Source organism: Vreelandella xerophytica (genome assembly GCF_968048975.1).
In genome coordinates this window covers 996,811-1,015,669 of record NZ_OZ309106.1, presented here as the reverse complement: position 1 = coordinate 1,015,669, position 18,859 = coordinate 996,811, and the positions used below count along the sequence as shown (strand labels likewise).

The 18,859-nt window shown below is 55.3% G+C and carries 18 protein-coding genes, 2 tRNA genes and 1 pseudogene; 8 read left to right on the top strand and 13 right to left on the bottom strand.

What is annotated here, in order from left to right; genetic code table 11:
• Positions 1 to 278: 278 nt before the first annotated feature.
• The 4 genes from ACWF8S_RS04865 to sdhC are packed head-to-tail and all read right to left on the bottom strand — an operon-like array spanning position 279 to position 3,525.
• Positions 279 to 989, bottom strand: coding sequence for a succinate dehydrogenase iron-sulfur subunit (locus ACWF8S_RS04865; RefSeq protein ID WP_447555720.1), 711 nt, complete (start codon positions 987 to 989; stop codon positions 279 to 281).
• A 41-nt stretch (positions 990 to 1,030) separates the two neighbouring features.
• Positions 1,031 to 2,803: a succinate dehydrogenase flavoprotein subunit gene (gene sdhA, locus ACWF8S_RS04860; protein ID WP_447555719.1), complete on the bottom strand. Its 1,773-nt coding sequence runs from the start codon at positions 2,801 to 2,803 to the stop codon at positions 1,031 to 1,033.
• Positions 2,804 to 2,806: 3 nt separating this feature from the next.
• Positions 2,807 to 3,154 (bottom strand): succinate dehydrogenase, hydrophobic membrane anchor protein, encoded by a 348-nt coding sequence (gene sdhD / locus ACWF8S_RS04855; RefSeq protein WP_447555718.1) that lies wholly within the window; start codon positions 3,152 to 3,154, stop codon positions 2,807 to 2,809.
• On the bottom strand, positions 3,148 to 3,525 hold the full coding sequence (sdhC, locus tag ACWF8S_RS04850) for a succinate dehydrogenase, cytochrome b556 subunit (protein ID WP_447555717.1): 378 nt from the start codon (positions 3,523 to 3,525) through the stop codon (positions 3,148 to 3,150). Before sdhC ends, sdhD begins: the two co-directional genes overlap by 7 nt.
• Before the next feature lie 491 nt (positions 3,526 to 4,016).
• Here sdhC and gltA point away from each other — a divergent pair, with 491 nt between their 5' ends.
• The gene (gene gltA, locus ACWF8S_RS04845) at positions 4,017 to 5,306 is read left to right on the top strand and encodes a citrate synthase (RefSeq protein WP_447555715.1); all 1,290 of its coding nucleotides are present in this window, start codon (positions 4,017 to 4,019) and stop codon (positions 5,304 to 5,306) included.
• A gap of 696 nt (positions 5,307 to 6,002) precedes the next feature.
• On the opposite strand, the gene ACWF8S_RS04840 is transcribed toward gltA, so the two are convergent.
• From ACWF8S_RS04840 to gltX, 3 genes are all read right to left on the bottom strand, one after another.
• Positions 6,003 to 6,078: transfer RNA gene (locus tag ACWF8S_RS04840), tRNA-Glu, on the bottom strand.
• A 27-nt stretch (positions 6,079 to 6,105) separates the two neighbouring features.
• A tRNA-Ala gene (locus tag ACWF8S_RS04835) sits at positions 6,106 to 6,181 on the bottom strand.
• 102 nt (positions 6,182 to 6,283) lie between these two features.
• The gene (gene gltX, locus ACWF8S_RS04830) at positions 6,284 to 7,762 is read right to left on the bottom strand and encodes a glutamate--tRNA ligase (protein ID WP_447555714.1); all 1,479 of its coding nucleotides are present in this window, start codon (positions 7,760 to 7,762) and stop codon (positions 6,284 to 6,286) included.
• A 278-nt stretch (positions 7,763 to 8,040) separates the two neighbouring features.
• Here gltX and ACWF8S_RS04825 point away from each other — a divergent pair, with 278 nt between their 5' ends.
• Positions 8,041 to 8,565 carry a helix-turn-helix domain-containing protein gene (locus ACWF8S_RS04825; RefSeq protein ID WP_447555713.1) on the top strand — a complete coding sequence of 175 codons (525 nt, stop codon included), beginning with the start codon at positions 8,041 to 8,043 and terminating at the stop codon, positions 8,563 to 8,565.
• A gap of 14 nt (positions 8,566 to 8,579) precedes the next feature.
• On the opposite strand, the gene ACWF8S_RS04820 is transcribed toward ACWF8S_RS04825, so the two are convergent.
• On the bottom strand, positions 8,580 to 9,152 hold the full coding sequence (locus ACWF8S_RS04820) for a hypothetical protein (RefSeq protein WP_447555712.1): 573 nt from the start codon (positions 9,150 to 9,152) through the stop codon (positions 8,580 to 8,582).
• A gap of 185 nt (positions 9,153 to 9,337) precedes the next feature.
• Between ACWF8S_RS04820 and ACWF8S_RS04815 the strand changes: the two are divergent.
• The 3 genes and pseudogenes from ACWF8S_RS04815 to ACWF8S_RS04805 all read left to right on the top strand — a co-directional run.
• Positions 9,338 to 9,415, top strand: a pseudogene (locus ACWF8S_RS04815) (type II toxin-antitoxin system HicA family toxin); the annotation flags it as partial.
• A 156-nt stretch (positions 9,416 to 9,571) separates the two neighbouring features.
• Positions 9,572 to 9,991, top strand: coding sequence for a type II toxin-antitoxin system HicB family antitoxin (locus tag ACWF8S_RS04810; protein ID WP_447556545.1), 420 nt, complete (start codon positions 9,572 to 9,574; stop codon positions 9,989 to 9,991).
• A 326-nt stretch (positions 9,992 to 10,317) separates the two neighbouring features.
• Positions 10,318 to 10,491 carry a DUF4113 domain-containing protein gene (locus ACWF8S_RS04805; RefSeq protein WP_447555711.1) on the top strand — a complete coding sequence of 58 codons (174 nt, stop codon included), beginning with the start codon at positions 10,318 to 10,320 and terminating at the stop codon, positions 10,489 to 10,491.
• 44 nt (positions 10,492 to 10,535) lie between these two features.
• On the opposite strand, the gene ACWF8S_RS04800 is transcribed toward ACWF8S_RS04805, so the two are convergent.
• The 5 genes from ACWF8S_RS04800 to ACWF8S_RS04780 form a co-directional block, all read right to left on the bottom strand.
• Complete coding sequence (locus ACWF8S_RS04800; RefSeq protein WP_447555709.1) at positions 10,536 to 11,054, bottom strand: hypothetical protein; 519 nt, start codon at positions 11,052 to 11,054, stop codon at positions 10,536 to 10,538.
• 12 nt (positions 11,055 to 11,066) lie between these two features.
• Positions 11,067 to 12,116, bottom strand: a complete 1,050-nt coding sequence (locus ACWF8S_RS04795; RefSeq protein WP_447555708.1) for a hypothetical protein — start codon at positions 12,114 to 12,116, stop codon at positions 11,067 to 11,069.
• A gap of 122 nt (positions 12,117 to 12,238) precedes the next feature.
• Positions 12,239 to 12,412, bottom strand: a complete 174-nt coding sequence (locus tag ACWF8S_RS04790) for a hypothetical protein (protein ID WP_447555707.1) — start codon at positions 12,410 to 12,412, stop codon at positions 12,239 to 12,241.
• Between the two features lie 830 nt (positions 12,413 to 13,242).
• Positions 13,243 to 14,307 carry a phage portal protein gene (locus tag ACWF8S_RS04785; RefSeq protein ID WP_447555706.1) on the bottom strand — a complete coding sequence of 355 codons (1,065 nt, stop codon included), beginning with the start codon at positions 14,305 to 14,307 and terminating at the stop codon, positions 13,243 to 13,245.
• Complete coding sequence (locus tag ACWF8S_RS04780; protein WP_447555705.1) at positions 14,304 to 16,094, bottom strand: terminase large subunit domain-containing protein; 1,791 nt, start codon at positions 16,092 to 16,094, stop codon at positions 14,304 to 14,306. The genes ACWF8S_RS04785 and ACWF8S_RS04780 overlap by 4 nt, the downstream gene beginning before the upstream one ends.
• Before the next feature lie 144 nt (positions 16,095 to 16,238).
• Here ACWF8S_RS04780 and ACWF8S_RS04775 point away from each other — a divergent pair, with 144 nt between their 5' ends.
• Genes ACWF8S_RS04775 through gpM form a run of 3 tightly spaced genes read left to right on the top strand, consistent with a single transcriptional unit; the run spans position 16,239 to position 18,781 of the window.
• On the top strand, positions 16,239 to 17,048 hold the full coding sequence (locus tag ACWF8S_RS04775) for a GPO family capsid scaffolding protein (RefSeq protein ID WP_447555704.1): 810 nt from the start codon (positions 16,239 to 16,241) through the stop codon (positions 17,046 to 17,048).
• Positions 17,049 to 17,096: 48 nt separating this feature from the next.
• Positions 17,097 to 18,101, top strand: coding sequence for a phage major capsid protein, P2 family (locus ACWF8S_RS04770; protein ID WP_447555703.1), 1,005 nt, complete (start codon positions 17,097 to 17,099; stop codon positions 18,099 to 18,101).
• Entirely contained in the window at positions 18,101 to 18,781 is a 681-nt protein-coding gene (gpM, locus tag ACWF8S_RS04765; RefSeq protein ID WP_447555702.1) for a phage terminase small subunit, read from the top strand. The genes ACWF8S_RS04770 and gpM overlap by 1 nt, the downstream gene beginning before the upstream one ends.
• Positions 18,782 to 18,859 lie beyond the last annotated feature (78 nt).

Below are 18,859 nucleotides of genomic sequence, written 5' to 3'. Positions count from 1 at the left end.
AGCGACATCGCTTGTGCCCTGCCGGCGGGGCGAAACGTTAGCCGGCGGCACCGGCCGGGGCCGGGAACCTTTCATATGGCTCAATATCCAGCATTTCGCTGTCAGTTCATGCTCAAAAGCCGGTACTTAAGCACCGGCTTTTAAACGTGGCTGGTCGATACTGCGACGCGACGTCGCACCACATGACAAACCCTATGATAACAAGCGAAGCGCCGGGATTTAAGTAGCATTATGCTACAACCGGCACTTCACTTGCTTTTTTCTCAATGATTAATCAGTTACGTGGCATCGGCTAACAGCATTTCACGGATCTTGCCGATTGCACGGGTCGGATTAAGCCCTTTGGGGCACACCGCCACGCAGTTCATGATGCCGCGGCAGCGGAACACGGAGAACGGATCTTCAAGGTCCGTCAGGCGCTCACGCGTGGCGTTATCGCGGGAATCCGCCAGGAAGCGGTAGGACTGCAAAAGCCCCGCCGGGCCCACGAACTTGTCCGGATTCCACCAGAACGACGGGCACGAGGTCGAACAGCACGCGCACAGGATGCACTCGTAAAGACCGTCGAGCTTGTCGCGCTCTTCCGGCGACTGAAGCCGTTCGATGGCCGGCGCAGGGGTATCGTTTTGCAGGTACGGCTCGATACGCTCGTACTGCTTGTAGAAGATACCCATATCCACGACCATGTCGCGAATGACCGGCAGACCCGGCAGCGGACGCAGCGTCAGCTTGCCGTTTTTCACCACGTCGGAAATCGGCGTGATACAGGCAAGGCCATTCTTGCCGTTCATGTTCATGCCGTCGGAACCGCAAACGCCTTCCCGGCAGCTGCGACGAAACGCCAGGCCGCTATCCTGCTCTTTCATGATGTGCAGAACATCCAGCACCATCAGATCGCGACCCTTGGTGTCGACCTGGAACTCCTGCATATACGGCGCAGAGTCGGTTTCCGGATTGTAACGGTATATCGATACCTGAAGATTGGACATTGTGACTCCCTCTCAGTACGAAGACTGGTTTAGCGCGAAGATTAGTAGGTACGAACCTTCGGCTCGAACGTATCAACGGTTTTCGGCTTGAAGTTGACGTCGCGCTGTTTCAACTCTTTAGTGAGCGGGAAGTAGAGCGAGTGTTTCAGCCAGTTGACGTCATCACGGTCAGGATAATCGTAGCGCGAGTGCGCACCACGGCTCTCTTTACGCTCAAGGGCAGCAATCGCCGTTGCTTCTGCCACTTCCATCAAGTTATCGAGCTCGAGCGCTTCAACACGAGCCGTGTTGAAAGCATTGGACTTGTCCGGCAGGTGAGCGTTCGCGATACGTTCGCGCAGCGCCGCCAGTTTCTTCACGCCTTCCTGCATGTTTTCCTCTTCACGGAAAACGCCGAAAGAATTCTGCATGATATCCTGAAGTGCCGCTTTCAGCTCGGGAATGCTCTCCCCGCCTTCGGACTCGTTCCAGCGAGTGATACGCTTCATGGCGGCTTCGATATCGGACTCGGAAGCATCCAGGTACTCGATACCTTCATTCAGTGCGCCTTCGATGAACATGCCCGCTGCACGACCGAACACCACCAGATCGAGAAGCGAGTTGCCGCCCAGACGGTTGGCACCGTGAACCGATACACAGGCAGCCTCACCACAGGCGAACAGACCGTTGATGATCTGATCATCGCCGTTTTCATCCTGCAGGATGGCCTGGCCGTGAACGTTGGTGGGAATACCGCCCATCATGTAGTGACAGGTCGGCACGACCGGAATCGGGTCCTTCGCAGGGTCGACGTGAGCGAAGGTCTTGGAAAGCTCGACGATACCCGGTAGACGCTTGCCCAGTACTTCCTCGCCCAGGTGATCGAGCTTCAGGAAGACGTGATCGCCCTTGTCGCCACAGCCGCGGCCTTCGAGAATCTCCATGACCATGGAGCGCGCCACGACGTCGCGACCCGCCAGGTCTTTCGCGTTGGGTGCATAACGCTCCATGAAGCGCTCGCCGTCCTTGTTGACCAGGTAACCACCTTCACCACGGCAACCTTCGGTGACCAGCGTGCCCGCGCCGTAGATACCGGTGGGGTGGAACTGCCACATTTCCATGTCCTGCATGGGGAAGCCGGCACGCAGCGCCATGCCGATACCGTCGCCGGTATTGATCAGGGCATTGGTGGTCGAGGCAAAGATACGCCCGGCCCCGCCCGTGGCCAGTACGGTAGCCTTGGACTTGACGTGAACGACTTCACCGGTCTCGATGCACATGGCGATACAGCCCACCACATCGCCTTCGGCGTTCTTGACCAGATCGACCGCGTACCACTCGTTCAAGAACGTCGTGTTGTTCTTCAGGTTGTTCTGGTAAAGCGTGTGCAAAAGCGCATGGCCGGTACGGTCGGCCGCAGCGCACGTACGCGCCGCCTGACCACCTTCGCCGAAGTTCTTCGACTGACCACCGAACGGGCGCTGGTAGATACGCCCGTTATCGAAGCGCGAGAATGGAAGCCCCATGTGCTCGAGTTCGAAGACAGCCTTGGGGCCTTCTGAACACATGTACTCCGCCGCATCCTGGTCGGCGATGTAGTCGCCACCCTTGACGGTGTCGTACATGTGCCAGCGCCAGTCGTCATCCGGGTCGGAGGAAGCGATCGCGCAGGTGATACCGCCCTGGGCAGACACGGTGTGCGAACGAGTCGGGAACACTTTAGAGAGAACCGCTGTCTTCTTACCGGATTTAGCCAGTTCCAAGGCAGCACGCAGGCCAGAGCCACCGCCACCAATGATGATGGCGTCAAACGTCAGGCTACGAAGGTTAGACATGAATTAAGCTCCCCACAGAATTTGAATGCCCCAGGCCAGGAAAATAAAGATGGCCAGAATGATGAGCGCTTGGGCACCTACGCGCAGACGAGTGGACTTGAGGTAGTCGGTAGTGACTGTCCAAAGGCCAATCCAGGCGTGCGCGGCGATAGAGATGAAGGCCAGCAGCGAAAAGATCCGCATCCAGATCTGGTTGAAGAGCCCGCTCCAGGTGTAGTAGTCAAGGCCTGGGTTAAACAGCAGATAACCAACGATAAAAAGCGTATAAATCGCCAGCACGACGGCGGAGACGCGCTGCATCAGCCAGTCGGACAAGCCGCTACGGCCAAAACTTGTGATGTTGGTTACCATACCCAGACTCCTGCCAGAATGATCAGAACCGCACTCACCACCACGGTGATCTGTGCTTTTTTCACGCTACCTTCCAGAGTGACACCGATGCCTGCATCCATGAACAGGTGCTGAATACCCGCCACGAAGTGAAAGGCCAGCGCGGACAACAGCCCCCAGGCGATGAACTTGGCCAGGATATTACCCGCCAAGGCGTCACGGACGGCGTCAAAGCCAGCCGGTGAGGAAAGGGATTCCCCCAGCGCCCAGAAGGCGAAGATCAGACCGACGAAGAGGATGACACCCGTAATGCGGTGCGTGATCGACGTAAGGGCCGGCAAGGGAAAATGTATGGTCGATAGGTCTAGGTTTACAGGTCGTTTGCTATTCACGGCGTTATACACACTCTCTTGGCCCACTCTGCAAAGGTTCTGGCTTACCCGAGCGGGCGGTGGTTGCTGGAAGGGGCTCGGCCGTTGCCAAGTCGGGCACGACCACCTACTTGCCGGTCGCGCGCGGTGGATTATAAGAACCTTAGCCCCTGCTGACAAACCGAACGCCAACCTAACTCTACTAAGGTGCAAATAAATTGGCGCCTGACGGAGTCGATTTTGCGTTGCAGCATGGTTATAGTGTCCAGAAGACGGCTTGCTTTATAAGCCTGTTAACGTATTTATTCTAGTATGTCTTTACAATAATTACTGCCTCAATTCACAAAAATTAGACAAAAACGACATTTGACAATAGTTTTTGTACAACAATGGCTACCATTAAGGCTAATTGACAAAAAGTCGCACGCTTCTATAGTAGGCGAGCCTTTTCGCCGGCGCGGTATGCGAAACAACGACTTTACGTCCCAAACCGAATTCGAAAGGAGGCCTTCATGGCTGACAGGAAAGCGACATTGACGGTAGACGGTCTGGACAACCCGATCGAACTACCCATGTATTCCGGCACACTAGGCCCAGACGTTATCGATGTACGCGGCTTGGGTGCAGAGGGTCTGTTTACCTACGACCCCGGCTTCATGGCCACCTCTTCCTGCCAGTCCGCCATCACTTATATCGATGGCGGCAAGGGCATGCTGCTGCACCGTGGTTACCCCATTGACCAGCTGGCCAAAGAGTCCAACTTCGTCGAGGTTTGCTACACCCTGCTGTTTGGTGAATTGCCCACCGACGAGCAGTACGCCGACTTTGAAACGCGTATTCGCAACCACACGATGGTTCATGACCAGATCAACAACTTCTTCAAAGGGTTTCGTCGCGACGCACACCCGATGTCGATCCTTTGTGGCGTAGTGGGCGGCCTGGCAGCGTTCTACCACGATCACATGGACATCACCCAGCAAGAAGATCGTGAAATCAGCGCCATTCGCCTGATTGCGAAAATGCCGACCCTGGCGGCGATGTCGCACAAGTACAACGTCGGCCAGCCGTTCAACTATCCGCGCAACGACCTGAGCTATGCAGAGAACTTCCTCTACATGATGTTCAGCAACCCCTGCGAGGAGTACAAGATCAACCCGGTCTACGCCAAGGCCATGGACCGGATCTTCATGCTGCACGCCGACCACGAGCAGAATGCCTCCACCTCCACGGTGCGTCTGGCAGGCTCTACCGGCGCGAACCCGTTTGCGTGCATCAGCGCCGGCATCGCGGCCCTTTGGGGTCCGGCACACGGCGGTGCGAACGAAGCGGTTCTTGCCATGCTCGACGAGATCGGCGACGAGTCCGAAGAGAACATCCAGCGCTTTATCGACAAGGCCAAGGACAAGGACGACCCGTTCAAGCTGATGGGCTTTGGTCACCGCGTCTATCGCAACTTCGACCCCCGCGCCAAGGTAATGAAAGAGACCTGCGACGAAGTACTGGCGGAGCTCGGCATGGCCGACGACCCGCAGCTCAAGATCGCCAAGCGCCTCGAGCAGATCGCGCTGGAAGACGAGTACTTCATCGAGCGCAAGCTGTACCCGAATGTCGATTTCTACTCGGGCATCATTTTGAAAGCAATGGGCATTCCCACCAACATGTTCACCGTGATCTTCGCCGTATCGCGCACGATCGGCTGGATCTCGCACTGGCATGAAATGCTCAGCGAAAGCTACAAGATCGGCCGTCCGCGCCAGCTCTACACCGGCCACGACAAGCGCGACTACCCGACCAAGAACTAAAGCAGCACAGAAAGTAAGCAGCACAGAAGCAAGGCAACACGCAGAAAGCCAAAGGCCGCCTCAGGGCGGCCTTTTTGTGCAAACCGTACCAAGTCAGCCGCGAAAGCGCATCGATGCGCCCTGACGCTTTCTGAGCGCTTTCTGCCGATACCGGCAATCAGCAAAGGCTAACCGATCACGACCAGCGGACACTGGCAAAGCTCCCTTCTCGTCACGGACTCATGACAGAGAAAGCTTATTGGCACTGCCCTGGCCCTTTTGTGAAGCCTTGTACTATCAAAGCCCTTTTTTCGGAACCCAAAAACAGGGTGATCGCGACCATTTTGCGCTTGACAATTTTGCCTGACAGGCAGGAAAAAAGGTTTTCCACACTATCTGTGGATAACCCTGTTCACAACTGCTATAAAACGTCCCATAATCGCCATGAACAGTGGCTTGGCTTTAAATTGGTTAATTTTTGATCTAACCTAAGCTATTGATCTAAATGAATAAAGTTTAAATCGCTGATTCTTTGGGTAAATAACCCTGGCTTGTGCACAACCCCGATCACGGAACAGCAAAGGTGGACAAGTCAAGCCCAAATCAGCAAATTAATCGCCTGAAAACCGGTTTTTGGACGTCAGCAATTCTCGCCAGGCCCTGATAGGCGGCGATAAGAATATCGGATAGGCAGGAGGGTAAAATCAGAAGAAGATGTGGCGTCCCATAGGGGGTTCGAACCCCTGTTACCGCCGTGAAAGGGCGGTGTCCTGGACCACTAGACGAATGGGACGTGATACATCAAGACTTGCGGTTTGATTGGTGGAGCCTAGCGGGATCGAACCGCTGACCTCAACACTGCCAGTGTTGCGCTCTCCCAGCTGAGCTAAGGCCCCACATGTCGCGAAGACGATGCGTATAGTACTGATTCGGCTCGCCTTCGTCAACCAGAAAAGCGCCGATTTCTCGGGGAAGAAATCGGCGGCTTACGCTGTGGCCTACAGCTCGCGAAACTCCTTCTCGAAGCGTTTCGCCTGCTTCTTGGAAACGCCGCCCAGCACGTCGATGGCGTGGCGAAGCCGTGCCCGGGTCACATCAGACCCAAGAATCGCCATGGCATCCATTACCGAGGTGCTGGCGCTACTGCCGGTAACGGCAATGAACACCGGCGCCAGAAACACCTTCATCTTGAGATCGAAGGCGCCGGCCAGTGCCTGAACCTCGGCCAGCAGAGACTCCTTGTTCCAGCCGGACACCGCCTCGAAGCGCCAGACCAGAAACTGCAGCAGCTTGACGAGTTCTTCACGCTCGAGTTTTACGCTCTCAAAGTCTTCTTCCTTGATGGCGGGCAGCCCGGAGAAGAAGTGCCCTGCCAGCGGCGCGACCTGGGAAAGCGTTTCCACCCGCGTGCGTACCTGGGGCAGGATCTGGCGAACGTACTCCTCGTTGAACGCCCACTCCCGAAGCGCCATCAGCAGCGCATCGTCGTCCAGGTCTTCGCGAATATAGACACCATTGAGCCAGGTCAGCTTCTCGAGATCGAATACCGGCCCACCGAGAGAGACCCGCTGGATATCGAACGAGGCCATCATTTCAGAGAGGCTGAACTTCTCGCGCTCGTCCGGCATCGACCAGCCCATGCGGCCCAGGTAGTTGGTCACGGCCTGGGGCAAAAAGCCCATACGGCGATAATAGTTGATCGAGGTCGGGTTCTTGCGCTTGGAAAGCTTCGACTTGTCCGGGTTGCGCAGAAGCGGCATATGGCAAAGCGTGGGCATTTCCCATCCGAAGTACTCATATAAAAGCTGATGCTTGGGGGCGGAGTTGATCCACTCCTCGCCGCGCAGCACGTGGGTAATCCCCATCAGGCGATCGTCCACCACGTTGGCCATGTGATAGGTAGGCATGCCGTCGGACTTCACGAGGATCTGGGCATCCACCTGGGCCCAGTCGACCTCGATGGTCCCGCGCAGCATGTCGTTCACCACACAGACGCCTTCGCTGGGCACGTTCATGCGCACCACGTAAGGCCAGTCGTTTGCCTCGCGGTGCGCCTGTTCCTCAGCATCGAGCGCCAGGTCGGCGGGCTTGAGCGCCAGATGCAGACCGGCTTCCTTGCGCGCCTCGCGCAGCTCGTCGAGCTCTTCGCTGGTGCGATAGCACTTGAACGCGTGGCCCGTATCGATCAGTTGCTGGGCGTGACGAGCGTAAATGTCGCCCCGCTCGCTTTGCCGATAAGGGCCGTGGGGGCCGCCGACATCCGGGCCCTCGTCCCACTCCAGCCCGAGCCAGCGCAACGAATCCAGAATCATCTGCTCTGACTCGGGTGTGGAGCGCACCCGGTCGGTATCTTCGATGCGAAGAATGAACTCGCCGCCTAGCTTTCGCGCGAAACACAGATTGAAAAGCGCAATATAGGCCGTGCCGACGTGGGGGTCCCCCGTGGGGGAAGGCGCGATACGCGTGCGTACGGTCATCAAGATATCCTTTTGAACGTCAGAATGGCGCCATTATACGCACCCAACTACTATCCAACAGTATGTGAGGGGAACATCTTTGGCTGAAAAGCGTCCGAATAAAAGTTGCTAAGGATATAGCGACTGATGCCTTGGTACCTTTGCTATTTCAGGCGTTATACCTATGATGCACGACCATACCGAAAAGCCACTGGCGCTTTTCGGTATGCAAAGGACGCCATTGGCAACAATGGAAGTAAATCAAACGAGTTTGTTTGGCTCATCAATGGGAAAATAAAATGGAATCGCTAGGCTCACGTATCAAACAACTTCGGCAGCGGGTAAAGCTTAATAAAGCTGCGCTGGCTCGAAAAGTTGGCGTGTCGGATGTGACTATCTCATACTGGGAGTCCGGAGCGATAAAGCAGATTGGCCACGAGCGCTTGGTGGCGCTGGCCGATGCACTGGATTGCTCCCTGGCTACCCTGCTGGAAGGCGATAGCGCGCCTCCCTTGTTAATCCTGACGCACCAAGCCCCCCTCCCCTGGGAGCAGGTGCAGGCCACGACGCTGACCCCGCCGTCTCACCTGCCGCTTAAAATCGACTGGAAAGCGCCTTGCGTAATGACCACGCCCGGCCCCGATACAGATTTCGCCCCTGCCTCCCCTGGCGACCTGCTGTTACTGGGCCCGACGCACGTGTTCCATAAAGCAGGTGACTACCTGGTCAAGCGTGACGACACTTTCGCCCTGGAGCACTTTGCCAAAGCGCCAAGCGATGTCGAGATTCACGCAGTGGTACTCGCTCACTGGTGTCCTGCCTAAAGCACCCTTTTTCACTACTCTTCGATAACCTCCACCTGGTCACGCGTACGTCTTGGCTCACTCCCCACCAAGAAGCGTCGTGAGTAGGTGGCCACCTGGCCTAACCCATGGCGGGTTTGCGTGACAAGCTCGCCTTCCAGGTACTCGCCCTGCAGGCCGATCACGTTCTGCACGGCCATGGGCTGAACGCTGGCTTCGCTGAGCTGCACGCGCACCAGATAGCCCCCATCCGGCAGGCCGCTGCCGGAGCCAAACGGCCCGGCCGTGAACTGCCCGTCACTTACCAGCGTACGCGACTGCCAGCGTACACGACTCAGCTCACGCTCCACGATCACCTGCAGCCGCGCCCCGTCCGGCAGGTTGGTTTCCCCCTGCACCATCAGGCGCCGGTCGGTACGAAGCTGAGCGTGAAGTGATAAGGCTACATCCAGGGAGGCCGGCAACGTACGTTCATCGCCCGGTTCCTGCACCGCATCGCTGGGCACCTCGTCGACCACGCGCGGCTCATTTTCCATCTGCTCGTTGCAGCCGGCCAGCAGTAACAGGCTTACCACGACTCCCGCGATACAACCGCGTTTTTTACGCATACCCACTCCTGACACCGAACGTGACCCCCTACGCTATACCATTAAAGGCGTGGGTGCGTCACTAGTGCTCAGGGCTTGCCCGCCGAATTCGATCAACCTTTACGAATTTGAAGCTGTGCAATTTTTGACTCTCTTATTTTTCCGGGGTTATAGTAACTCTATGCTCATTGGTAAAGGGGCAGGAGGTGAACAGCAGAGCACTGATCAAGGAACTGGAAGCGGATGGCTGGGAGCTCGTCAGAATCAAAGGCAGCCACCACCACTTTCGACACCCGACCAAGCCCGGCACGATCACCGTGCCGCATCCTAAAAAGGATCTACAAACGGCCTGGTCAAAGCAATCAGGAAAAGCGCTGGCCTCGAATGAGGCTCACCACTACTGCTCCACTGAGCATTATAGAGATAGAGAGAGAAGAGCCATGTTATTTCCCATTGCCATCGAACGCGGCGACGAACAGCACGCCTACGGCGTCTTGGTGCCCGACCTCCCCGGCTGCCATTCGGCCGGTGACACCTTCGAAGATGCCCTGACCAACATCATGCAAGCCATCGAAGGCTGGCTGGAAGTGGCCGTCGAGGTGGGCGACCCCATCCCCGAGGCCACATCCATCGAACACCACATGGACAACCCCGACTTCGCCGGCTGGATCTGGGCCGTGGTCGAGATCGACGTCACCCCGTATCTGGGCAAGAGCCACAAGATCAACGTCACCATGCCCGATTTGCTGCTCAAGCAGATCGACGACTTCGTGGCCCGTCATCCTGGCGACAAGTCTCGCTCAGGGTTTCTTTCTCGCGTCGCCATGGCCGAGTTGGCCCGGGCGCGGCAAACGGGTTGAGTTCATCGACAAGCTTTCAACGAAAAGCCCTGCGTGCCGCGGGGCTTTAGTCTTGCAGGCCGGCTCTTCTTGGCAAGTGCTCATCCCCACCATGATTTTTTGCGGTGGCGCAAAACAGCCTCACTTAGGAAATTTTCACTGCGGCCAGCACCGGCCTAAACAATATCTACCGGCCCAATTACGGCTACAAGAAAGCCAGCTTGATGATGTAGAACCTCATCGATCAACATCGTCGACACCTCAGACTGATGGACACGCCGCAAACGAAAGACGTACGCCAGCGCAGTCAGCAACTGATGGACACCATGGACGCGCTGAACTAGAAGATGGGCAAGGGAAAGGTGCGGATGGGGCTACCGGAGAAGAACGCGCCATTGCACCTGCGCTGCGCTCATCGAAGCCCGCGCTATACGACAAACTCGGCAAAGTTGATGCGGGCTTATACGGATGAGGGAATGGCTAAATATAAAAGTCGCAAAATAAATTTTAATCTCAAATAAAAAGCATATCTTTAATTAAAAACCATTAAACTTTAAAAACAATATCAACTATCATTATCTATTATATTTTCTCTATTTTTCTTTCTAACTCTTAACAATAAACTAAAGTTTTTCTCAACAACTACAGATATAGCATTTATTTGAGCTAATGCTAAAAATATCATTATTGAAACAGCCACTGACCTTACATAAGACATATCTAAATCAAAATACTGATATGATTTTAACAATGGAAATACTACTTGAATTGCTACTGCTACCACAATTACAAAAGCAGACTGCAATACTATTTGAAAAAGCTCTGACAAATAATCAGCATTTTTAACGGACTCATCAATTACTTCAATACTTTCAATTCTATTGCTACTTATACTGGACTGAAGAACACGCGGATAAATTATAGCAATCCAAGCACCAATAATAGCGAAAACGATTGAAGATACATTCAACAAAACCCCCATCACATTAAGAAAAGACTCGCCAGTAAAACTTTCAAGATCTCCAAATGTAATCCATCCAACAAGTATAGAAAGAAAAAAACATATAAAGAAGCGAATATACATTGCCAGCCCCTATCAGGGAAACAAAACGCGATTATTATCTAGAATAGAGTATAGATCATGCGCACCTATGAATCCATTAACTGTTTCTGTAAAGGGCAACTCCAAATCTTCACGAACTGCGTTACCAAAAAAAGAGATTCTATCTTGATCACTTGTAATTGCCACCAAATTAACCATTCCTTCGCTCTCTGACACACTGGAAGCTTTATCATAAAGATCTCTTAACTCTTGATCAGTAGGCTTCCAAGTTATCTCACTTTTATATTTAACCTTGGTTAAACGCCTTGGCTTTGAGATGAGGCCTTTAAAAACCCCATCCTCATATATCCTTTCTCCCAAAGTTCTTTCTTCTGCAGAATCATCGGTAAATTCAATTTCTTCAGTTCGCTGAAGTCTAGTGATTTTTCTTCTGGCATTGAGCAGTTTTTGAAGCGTATCTGCATCTCTTTTTAAAACTATATTTACTGATGGATTATAGAAATCATTAACGTTTTCTGGATTCCCATCAAAAGAATACCCTATTATCTCTTTATGATAATTTGATTCGTCAACTTTTCTATTTGGCTCAGAAATACACCACGGAGAAGCTCTCCAGTTTAAATACCCTGTTAAAAAGCAATCTAAATTCTTTTTTCCTCTATCCGAATGCTCAAACTCCAAAGCGAACATACGAGACTGCAAAGGTTGGAACCAAAAATAAACAGGAAAGCCTGGAATAAATTTTTCGTAATTAAAACTATTTTTTTCAACTTCGCCTTTGCCAGGCCTTTTTGATCTAGACAAGCCATATATATCACCGTTAACAGAATGCACTTCTTTCCAGAGCACTAAGACGGTCTCTTTGGTTGTTGAATCGCAATAACCGTCTGCAAAGAAAGTAGATCTTTTTGTTGTTTTAAAAGAAGGCATGTAAGTTTTAGTGTTATCTATAACAGAGGTAGATATGCCCCAGCACACTAAGCTTTCAAGAAGGCAAGCCATATCAGGAAAACTCTTATCATGACTAGCTTCTTTATAATAACCCAATTTATCTAAATCATAAGCTGTACACGTGACCTTCATCCTTCCTCCTATATTACATAACTATTAAAACGAATATGGATATAACATTTTAATAAACAGCCAGCTAAAAATCTAAAAGTACCGAAGTTTTGAAGCCTGACAGTTAAAAATAAAGTCAAGGTTCAAACTACCCGCCCAATCCGAATCTCACTCCACCCCAGAATCTCCAAATCCCCCATATCCTGCGGCTTGATTATCTCGGGCTGATACAGCTCATCATCACTAATCAAATACAGCGCGTGCCCGGGCAAGCGCTGCACCCGCTTGATCTGCCGGTCCTCACTCACCAGCAGCAAGAACACCCCTTACTGCTTCGAGTCACTGATCAGCCACCCACTACTAGAAATACAAGCACTCGCTCAATCAGCAGCCTGGTTAAGCGAGCTTAACCCAGCAAAAACCTACACACCATCGCATTAGCACTGGTCTTTGGTCTCAATTATGCGCTTAGAAACGCCATTAGACGCTTGACGACTTCTTCCATGTCACTGTAGCTCGGCGCTGGCTCTGGGAGCGCTCCCCTTTCTTCCGTACAATAGCCGCCAAATCTCTTTACGTCCCTGAAAAGCACCTGCTGTGTACCATGCTACTGATGATTTTGAATTCGTCTCTGCTGGGTACACTCAGAGTACATTTTCAAGCACACAACACCATTATAGCTGTATTTTTATACAGCTAAAGAAATTATCTAAATGACTGATTTAACGAACGGAAATAGCGCAGACCAAGGCCGCCGGTTCTCGGTGGCCCCTATGATGGATTGGAACTAACTCCCGCGGTTAAGACTTCTATAAAGACCAAATACCAAAATTGTCACATTATAATTTTTTCCCCAGCGCCTTCGAGGCGCTGTTTTATTTGCAACCACGGTGAAGATGCTTCCGATTATGTAAATCTGCATAATTCCGCATGAAAACGCATAAAAATAACACTCCTTATAACCACCTTTCCGCCCAGCAACGACGCGGCCTGAGCCCCTGTGGCAATACTGCATAAAAAACACCACTTTTAGCGCGCGGGCGGGGCGGGGTGACGATAGCGCGGCTTGGGTCGTCGTCGGATAGCGAAGCGTTGTGCCAGACAGAAAAAAGCCGCCTTCTTGGGCGGCTTCTGTTACCAATCGGGGTTAGTTGGCGTTGGGGTCGTCCAGCCGGTACGGCTCGAACCTTACGACCTCCTCGCCGACGTGCTCGTTGATCTCTTTGAAGATCGCCTGGATCGGCTCGAGCTCGTTGGCCACGAACACCCGAGCCGCCTTCTCGATGTCGCCAAACCCGCCAGTATTCTGGGGAATAATGCCCATGAGCTGTGGCGGTATGCGGTGCCCGGCCAGCTGATCGTCTCGAGTGATGTTCTTGATCGCGGCAAACTCGTCCTTCGCCGCCACTTCCGACACCGGGATGATCTGCACGCCGTCTTTCTTGCCCCGGGGCGAGTAGAGAAACAGGTTCCGGAAGTTGCCCGGCCCCTTGCTCTGCTTCAGCGCCTTGCGCATGTCATCGATATCTTTCTGATCGTGGGCCGGGTCGTTTACGTACATGATGAACCCGGCGTGACTGCCGTTCAGGTAGTACCGTCGACGGAACAAGGTAGCGGATTCGTTGAGCCAAGCGCTTTGCAGGCTGCCCAGATAGTCCGGCACACCGTAGATGGTCTGGTCGATGTCGGGCTCGAGTAGATGGATCGTGCGCCCGGCGGGCAGCTCCGTCCGCTCCATGTAGTTGGGGTGCCACCAGTAGCGGTCATTATCGCCCCGGCGCATGTATTTAGCGCTGCGATGCTGCAAGCCCAACCGACGCCCAAGCCTGCCCCGCACTTCTTCAAGATACCCGTTACCAAATACCAGGTAGTCGAGAGCCAGCGCAGCGAACGTGCGCCGGCTTAACAGCGGGTGCGGAATGAACGTTTTCAACAGAATGTTCCGCTTAACCTGCATCGCGCTCCCATGATGCGGCGTCGCCCGATAGCTCTTTGACAGAATGCTCAGCGGGATGGGTGGCTCGTACCACTCATCCGGCGTCAGCCAAACGCCCTCATACCAAACATCCCGCATTGACGTGACCGGTTCCGGGTCGCCGAACGTAAACGCCTCCATCCGACCACTATCGGCGGCCGCCGCCGGGGCGGCCTTCTCAGTCTCGTAGGCATACACGCGGTGGCGCGGTTTATCTGCGGTCGCAGTCGTCGTCATTCGTAAATCTCCATGATGGATTTTCCAGAACCTTCGGTAGCCGGGCCATCGATAGGCTCAAAATGTAAGGCGTGCATCGTCGCCCACGCGAGATCCGCGTGGCCGGTCGCTTTGCTGCGACCTGAAACATAGGTGAATTGCCGACCGGACCCGGTCAGCTCTTTTTTGATGGCCATAAACGACGCGGCAAGATCCGACCAACCCGCGTCGAACTCCAGCCGGTCTTTGCGCATGATCTGTTGGGCCTGCAGCACCATGCTGGTTTTGAGGGAGACGTCGTAGCGATACCGCACCACGGTGGGGAACCACTTCTCGACGTACTCCGCGACCGCCCCACCGATGCCAGTAGTATCGATACCGATATGGGCAATGTTGTATTTCTCGGTGAACGACTCGATGAACATCGCTTGGGCTTCGTAGTCCTGCCCCTTGAGCCGATGCCGCTCGAGCACCCGGTGTTTTTCCTCGCTCGAGCGAGCGGGCAGCACAACCACTAGCCCGGCGCCGTCGCCGTCCTCGCCCTGCCCGGTCGGGTCGTACCCGATCCACACCTCGCGATCACCCACCGGCCGCGGCGCGTAGGGCCGGTAGTCGTCCCAAACTTCCCAGCTATCGACCATGCACGCTTTCATCGTGGCCAGCGGGAACGCGCTTTGACTGTCATCGACAAACCCGCACATCAGCAGATTGTCGAATTCCTCCGGCGAGTACTCGAGGCGCAGCTGTTCCAGGTCGAACAGATCACACCCGCCCTCCATCGCATCCAGCACCGTAACGATCTGCCGCCAGTGCCCATCCGGGCACAGCTTTCCGTCTTTCAGTGCCTCATGGCTGACATCGAACTCGGCCCGCTCGCTCTTCTTGCGCCGCTTGTTAAACAGGTCGCCATTCCAGAACGGATAGCCTTCATGGCCAACGCTCGACGGTGTCGAAAAATACGTCTGCCGCCACTTCTTGTGCATGGCCATGCCCGAGGTGACCTTACGGAACTCGGCAAACCGATGAATCCAGAAATACTCATCGAGGTAGACGTCGCCGTGGTAGCCCTGGGCGGTTTTGCTATTGGTACCCAGAAAATGGAGCTCCGCCCCATTATCCAAAACGATTGGGTCGCCTTTCAGTTCGACATCGCACGTCTCTTTGACGAATTGCACGATGTAATTACGGAAGATGTGCGCCTGGGCGCGCGAAGCGGAAAGGAAAATCTTGTTCCGCCCGTTCTTGAACGCATCGACGATAGCCTCACGAGCGAAATACCAGGTGGCGCCGATCTGCCTAGACTTGAGGATGTTGCGAATGCGGTGTTTCTGCCCCGCCTGGTGCCAAACCGCCTGGTACTCGAACAGCGAATCGAGAAACGCCGCCTCCAGCGCCTCGATCTGCTCTTCGTCCAGCGCATTGCGCCGCGGTTTTTTCTTCGGCCCCGCGTTCCGGGCCTCGATGTTCGGATTGAGGTCGGCCTCGTTGCCGGTTTCGTCGTATTTGCGAACCCTGGCCAGCCGCTCCATTTGCCGCCCAAGCAAGTCGATCTCTTTGTAGTCGACCGGCTCCTTTTTCTGCTTCGACACCAGCTGAACCAGACGCGCCTCGATCGTGTACTCCACGCGCTCGGTCGGGGTCTTATCTTCCCACCGGTCGCGCGCCTTCCAGCTGTGCACGGTGGCCGGCTTCTCGCCGATATGTTCGGCAATACGCGCAACTCGCCACCCCTGCCAATACAGGTGGCGGGCGGTCATGCGCGGCGATTCTTCGGCGCTGGGTATTGGGTCGGGGGCGGTTTTCGTCATGCCGCCAGCGTACCCGCCGCGCGCGATGCACTCGCCTGCCCCTATTTGTCTTAGGAAACTCGCACAACGCCCGCCCGTTGAGACTATCGCGCTACACGCGGAACCTGAGCGCTATCGAACCGCCACCCGCTCAGGAAGCCCACCATGTCCAAGTTTTTCCGCGTCGCCACCGAAGGCGCAACCACCGACGGCCGCGAGATCCAGCGCGACTGGATCACCCAGATGGCCGCCAACTACGACCGCAAAAAGTACGGTGCCCGCGTCTGGATGGAACACATTCGTGGCATGACGGCGGACAGCGTTTTTAACGCCCTGGGCGATGTGCTATCGCTCGAAGCTCGCGACGTGGAAGACGGCAAGATCGCCCTGTTCGCTGAAATCGAGCCTACCGAGCAGCTGAAAGAAATTAACAAGCGTCGCCAGAAGGTTTACACCAGCATCGAAGTGAACCCGAAATTCGCCGACACCGGCGAGGCCTATCTCGAAGGGCTTGGCGTCACGGACACCCCGGCCTCGCTGGGTACCGAAATGCTCACATTCAGCCGTGGCCAAGGCACCGCCTCCCCGCTGGCCGCCCGCAAGCAACACGCCGAAAACCTTTTCTCGGAAGCCGTAGAAGCCGACCTCGACTTCACAGAAGAAGAGCCGCCCAAGCCGGGCATCGGCGATTTCGTCAAAAACCTGTTCAGCCGCCAAGACGCTAAAACCAACAAGGGCTTCGAAGCCTTTGGCGCCGACATCAAGAGCGCGTTCGAGGAATTCGCCAAGCGGCACGACGCCCTGAATGCCGATCTCGAAAAGCGCCCGACGGCCGCCGCGTTCAGCCAGCTGCAGGCCGATCACACCGCCCTGCAAAAACGCTTCGACGAGCTCTACACGAAGCTGGACAACGAACCGGACACCTCGACGCGCAAACCGGCTACCGGCGGCGGCGGCGAACTCACCGACTGCTAACGCCGGCCGCCATTCAGCCGCCACCGTCCAATACTCAAGGGAACATCAATGCGCAACGATACACGTAAAGCCTTTAACGCCTTCAAGAGCCAGCTCGCCCAGCTGAACGGCGTTGAGAACACCAGCGAACAGTTCAACGTCACGCCCGGCGTACAGCAGACGCTCGAAACCCGCATGCAAGAGTCCAGCGAGTTTCTGAGCCGTATCAACATGGTCGGCGTTGACGAGATCAAGGGCCAGAAAGTCGGCCTCGGCGTCTCCGGCCCCATCGCCGGACGTACGAACGTCGAGCAGAAAGACCGTCAGACTCGCGATGTGGCCGAGCTGACGGCTGAGAGCTACGAATGCGTAAGCACCGAGTTCGACACCCACATTCGCTGGGCACAGCTGGACGCCTGGGCACGATTCCCTGATTTCCAAGCCCGCCTACGCAACGCCATTTTGAAACGCCAAGCGCTGGATCGCATCATGATCGGCTTCAACGGGGAAAAAGCGGCCATCGAAACCGACCGCGCCGCTAACCCGATGCTTGAAGACGTCAATAAGGGCTGGTTGCAGAAGTACCGCGAGCACGCCGCTAAGCGTGTACTCAAAGGCGTGAAAGTTGGCGCCGGCGGCGACTACGCAAACCTCGATGCCCTGGTGTTCGACGCCGTCAACGAGATGATCGACCCCTGGTACCGTGAGGACACTGACCTCGTCGCGATCATGGGCCGCAAGATGCTGGCCGATAAGTATTTCCCGCTGATTCAAGCGCACGCCGAAACCCCGACCGAAGCACGCGCGATGGATCTGATCATCAGCCAGAAACGCGTCGGCGGCCTCCAGGCAGTACGCGCCCCGTTCGTGCCCGATGGCGCCGTCATGATCACCTCGTTGGCCAACCTGTCGCTCTACTGGCAGCTCGGTAGCCGCCGCCGCTATGTGCTTGACAACCCGCGCCGCAACCGTATCGAGAACTACGAATCCAGCAACGACGATTACGTCGTTGAGGACTACGGCTTCGGCTGTTTGGTCGAAGGCATCGAAGAAGCCGGGCAAGGGGGCGAATAATGAAAAGCCCCGCCCGCAAGCACTTCGAACGAGTCTCCGCCGCAAACGCGGCGGGGGCCGCCACCCCCGGTGAGCAACAGCGCGGACAGCAATTCGAGCTCCACGCCGCCGCGCTCTGGGAAGCCCGCCGCACGCTCAAAGCCATCAAGTCGGTAGCGGCCAAGATAGAGAAAAAGCGCGAGCTACTGCCGGACTACCTGCCCTACGTCGACGGCGTACTCGCCGAAGGTAACGGCGCGAAAGATGACGTGCTCATGACGCTCATGATCTGGTGCATCGACATCGGCGAGTTCGACAAAGCCCTCGAAATCGGAACCTACGCCGTGAAGCACGACCTCGACACGCCCGACCAGTACGACCGCGACACCGTCAGCATCCTCGCCGAGGAGATCGCCGAAGGCGTCAAGGCCCAGCTCGAGAAAGAAGGTGCCGACGCCGACGCCCTCGCAAACGTCATGGCCCGCACCGTGGCCACCGTCGGCGAGCACGACATGCACGACCAGATCAAAGCCAAGTTGCACAAGAGCTACGGCTACGCCCTGCGCGCCGCCGAAGACTTCGAAGGCGCGCTGGCTCAGCTGAAAGAAGCCCTCGCGCTGAATGAACGAATCGGCGTCAAGCAGGACATCCAGCAGATCGAGCGAGAGCTCAAAAAACAGGGCGATCAGGCCAACGCCTGACCGCCAACCGAGTCGCACCCCGACGGCAAGGGGGCACCGCCAAGCAAGGGCTTTAAGCCTCGCGCGAAGCGGTCCACC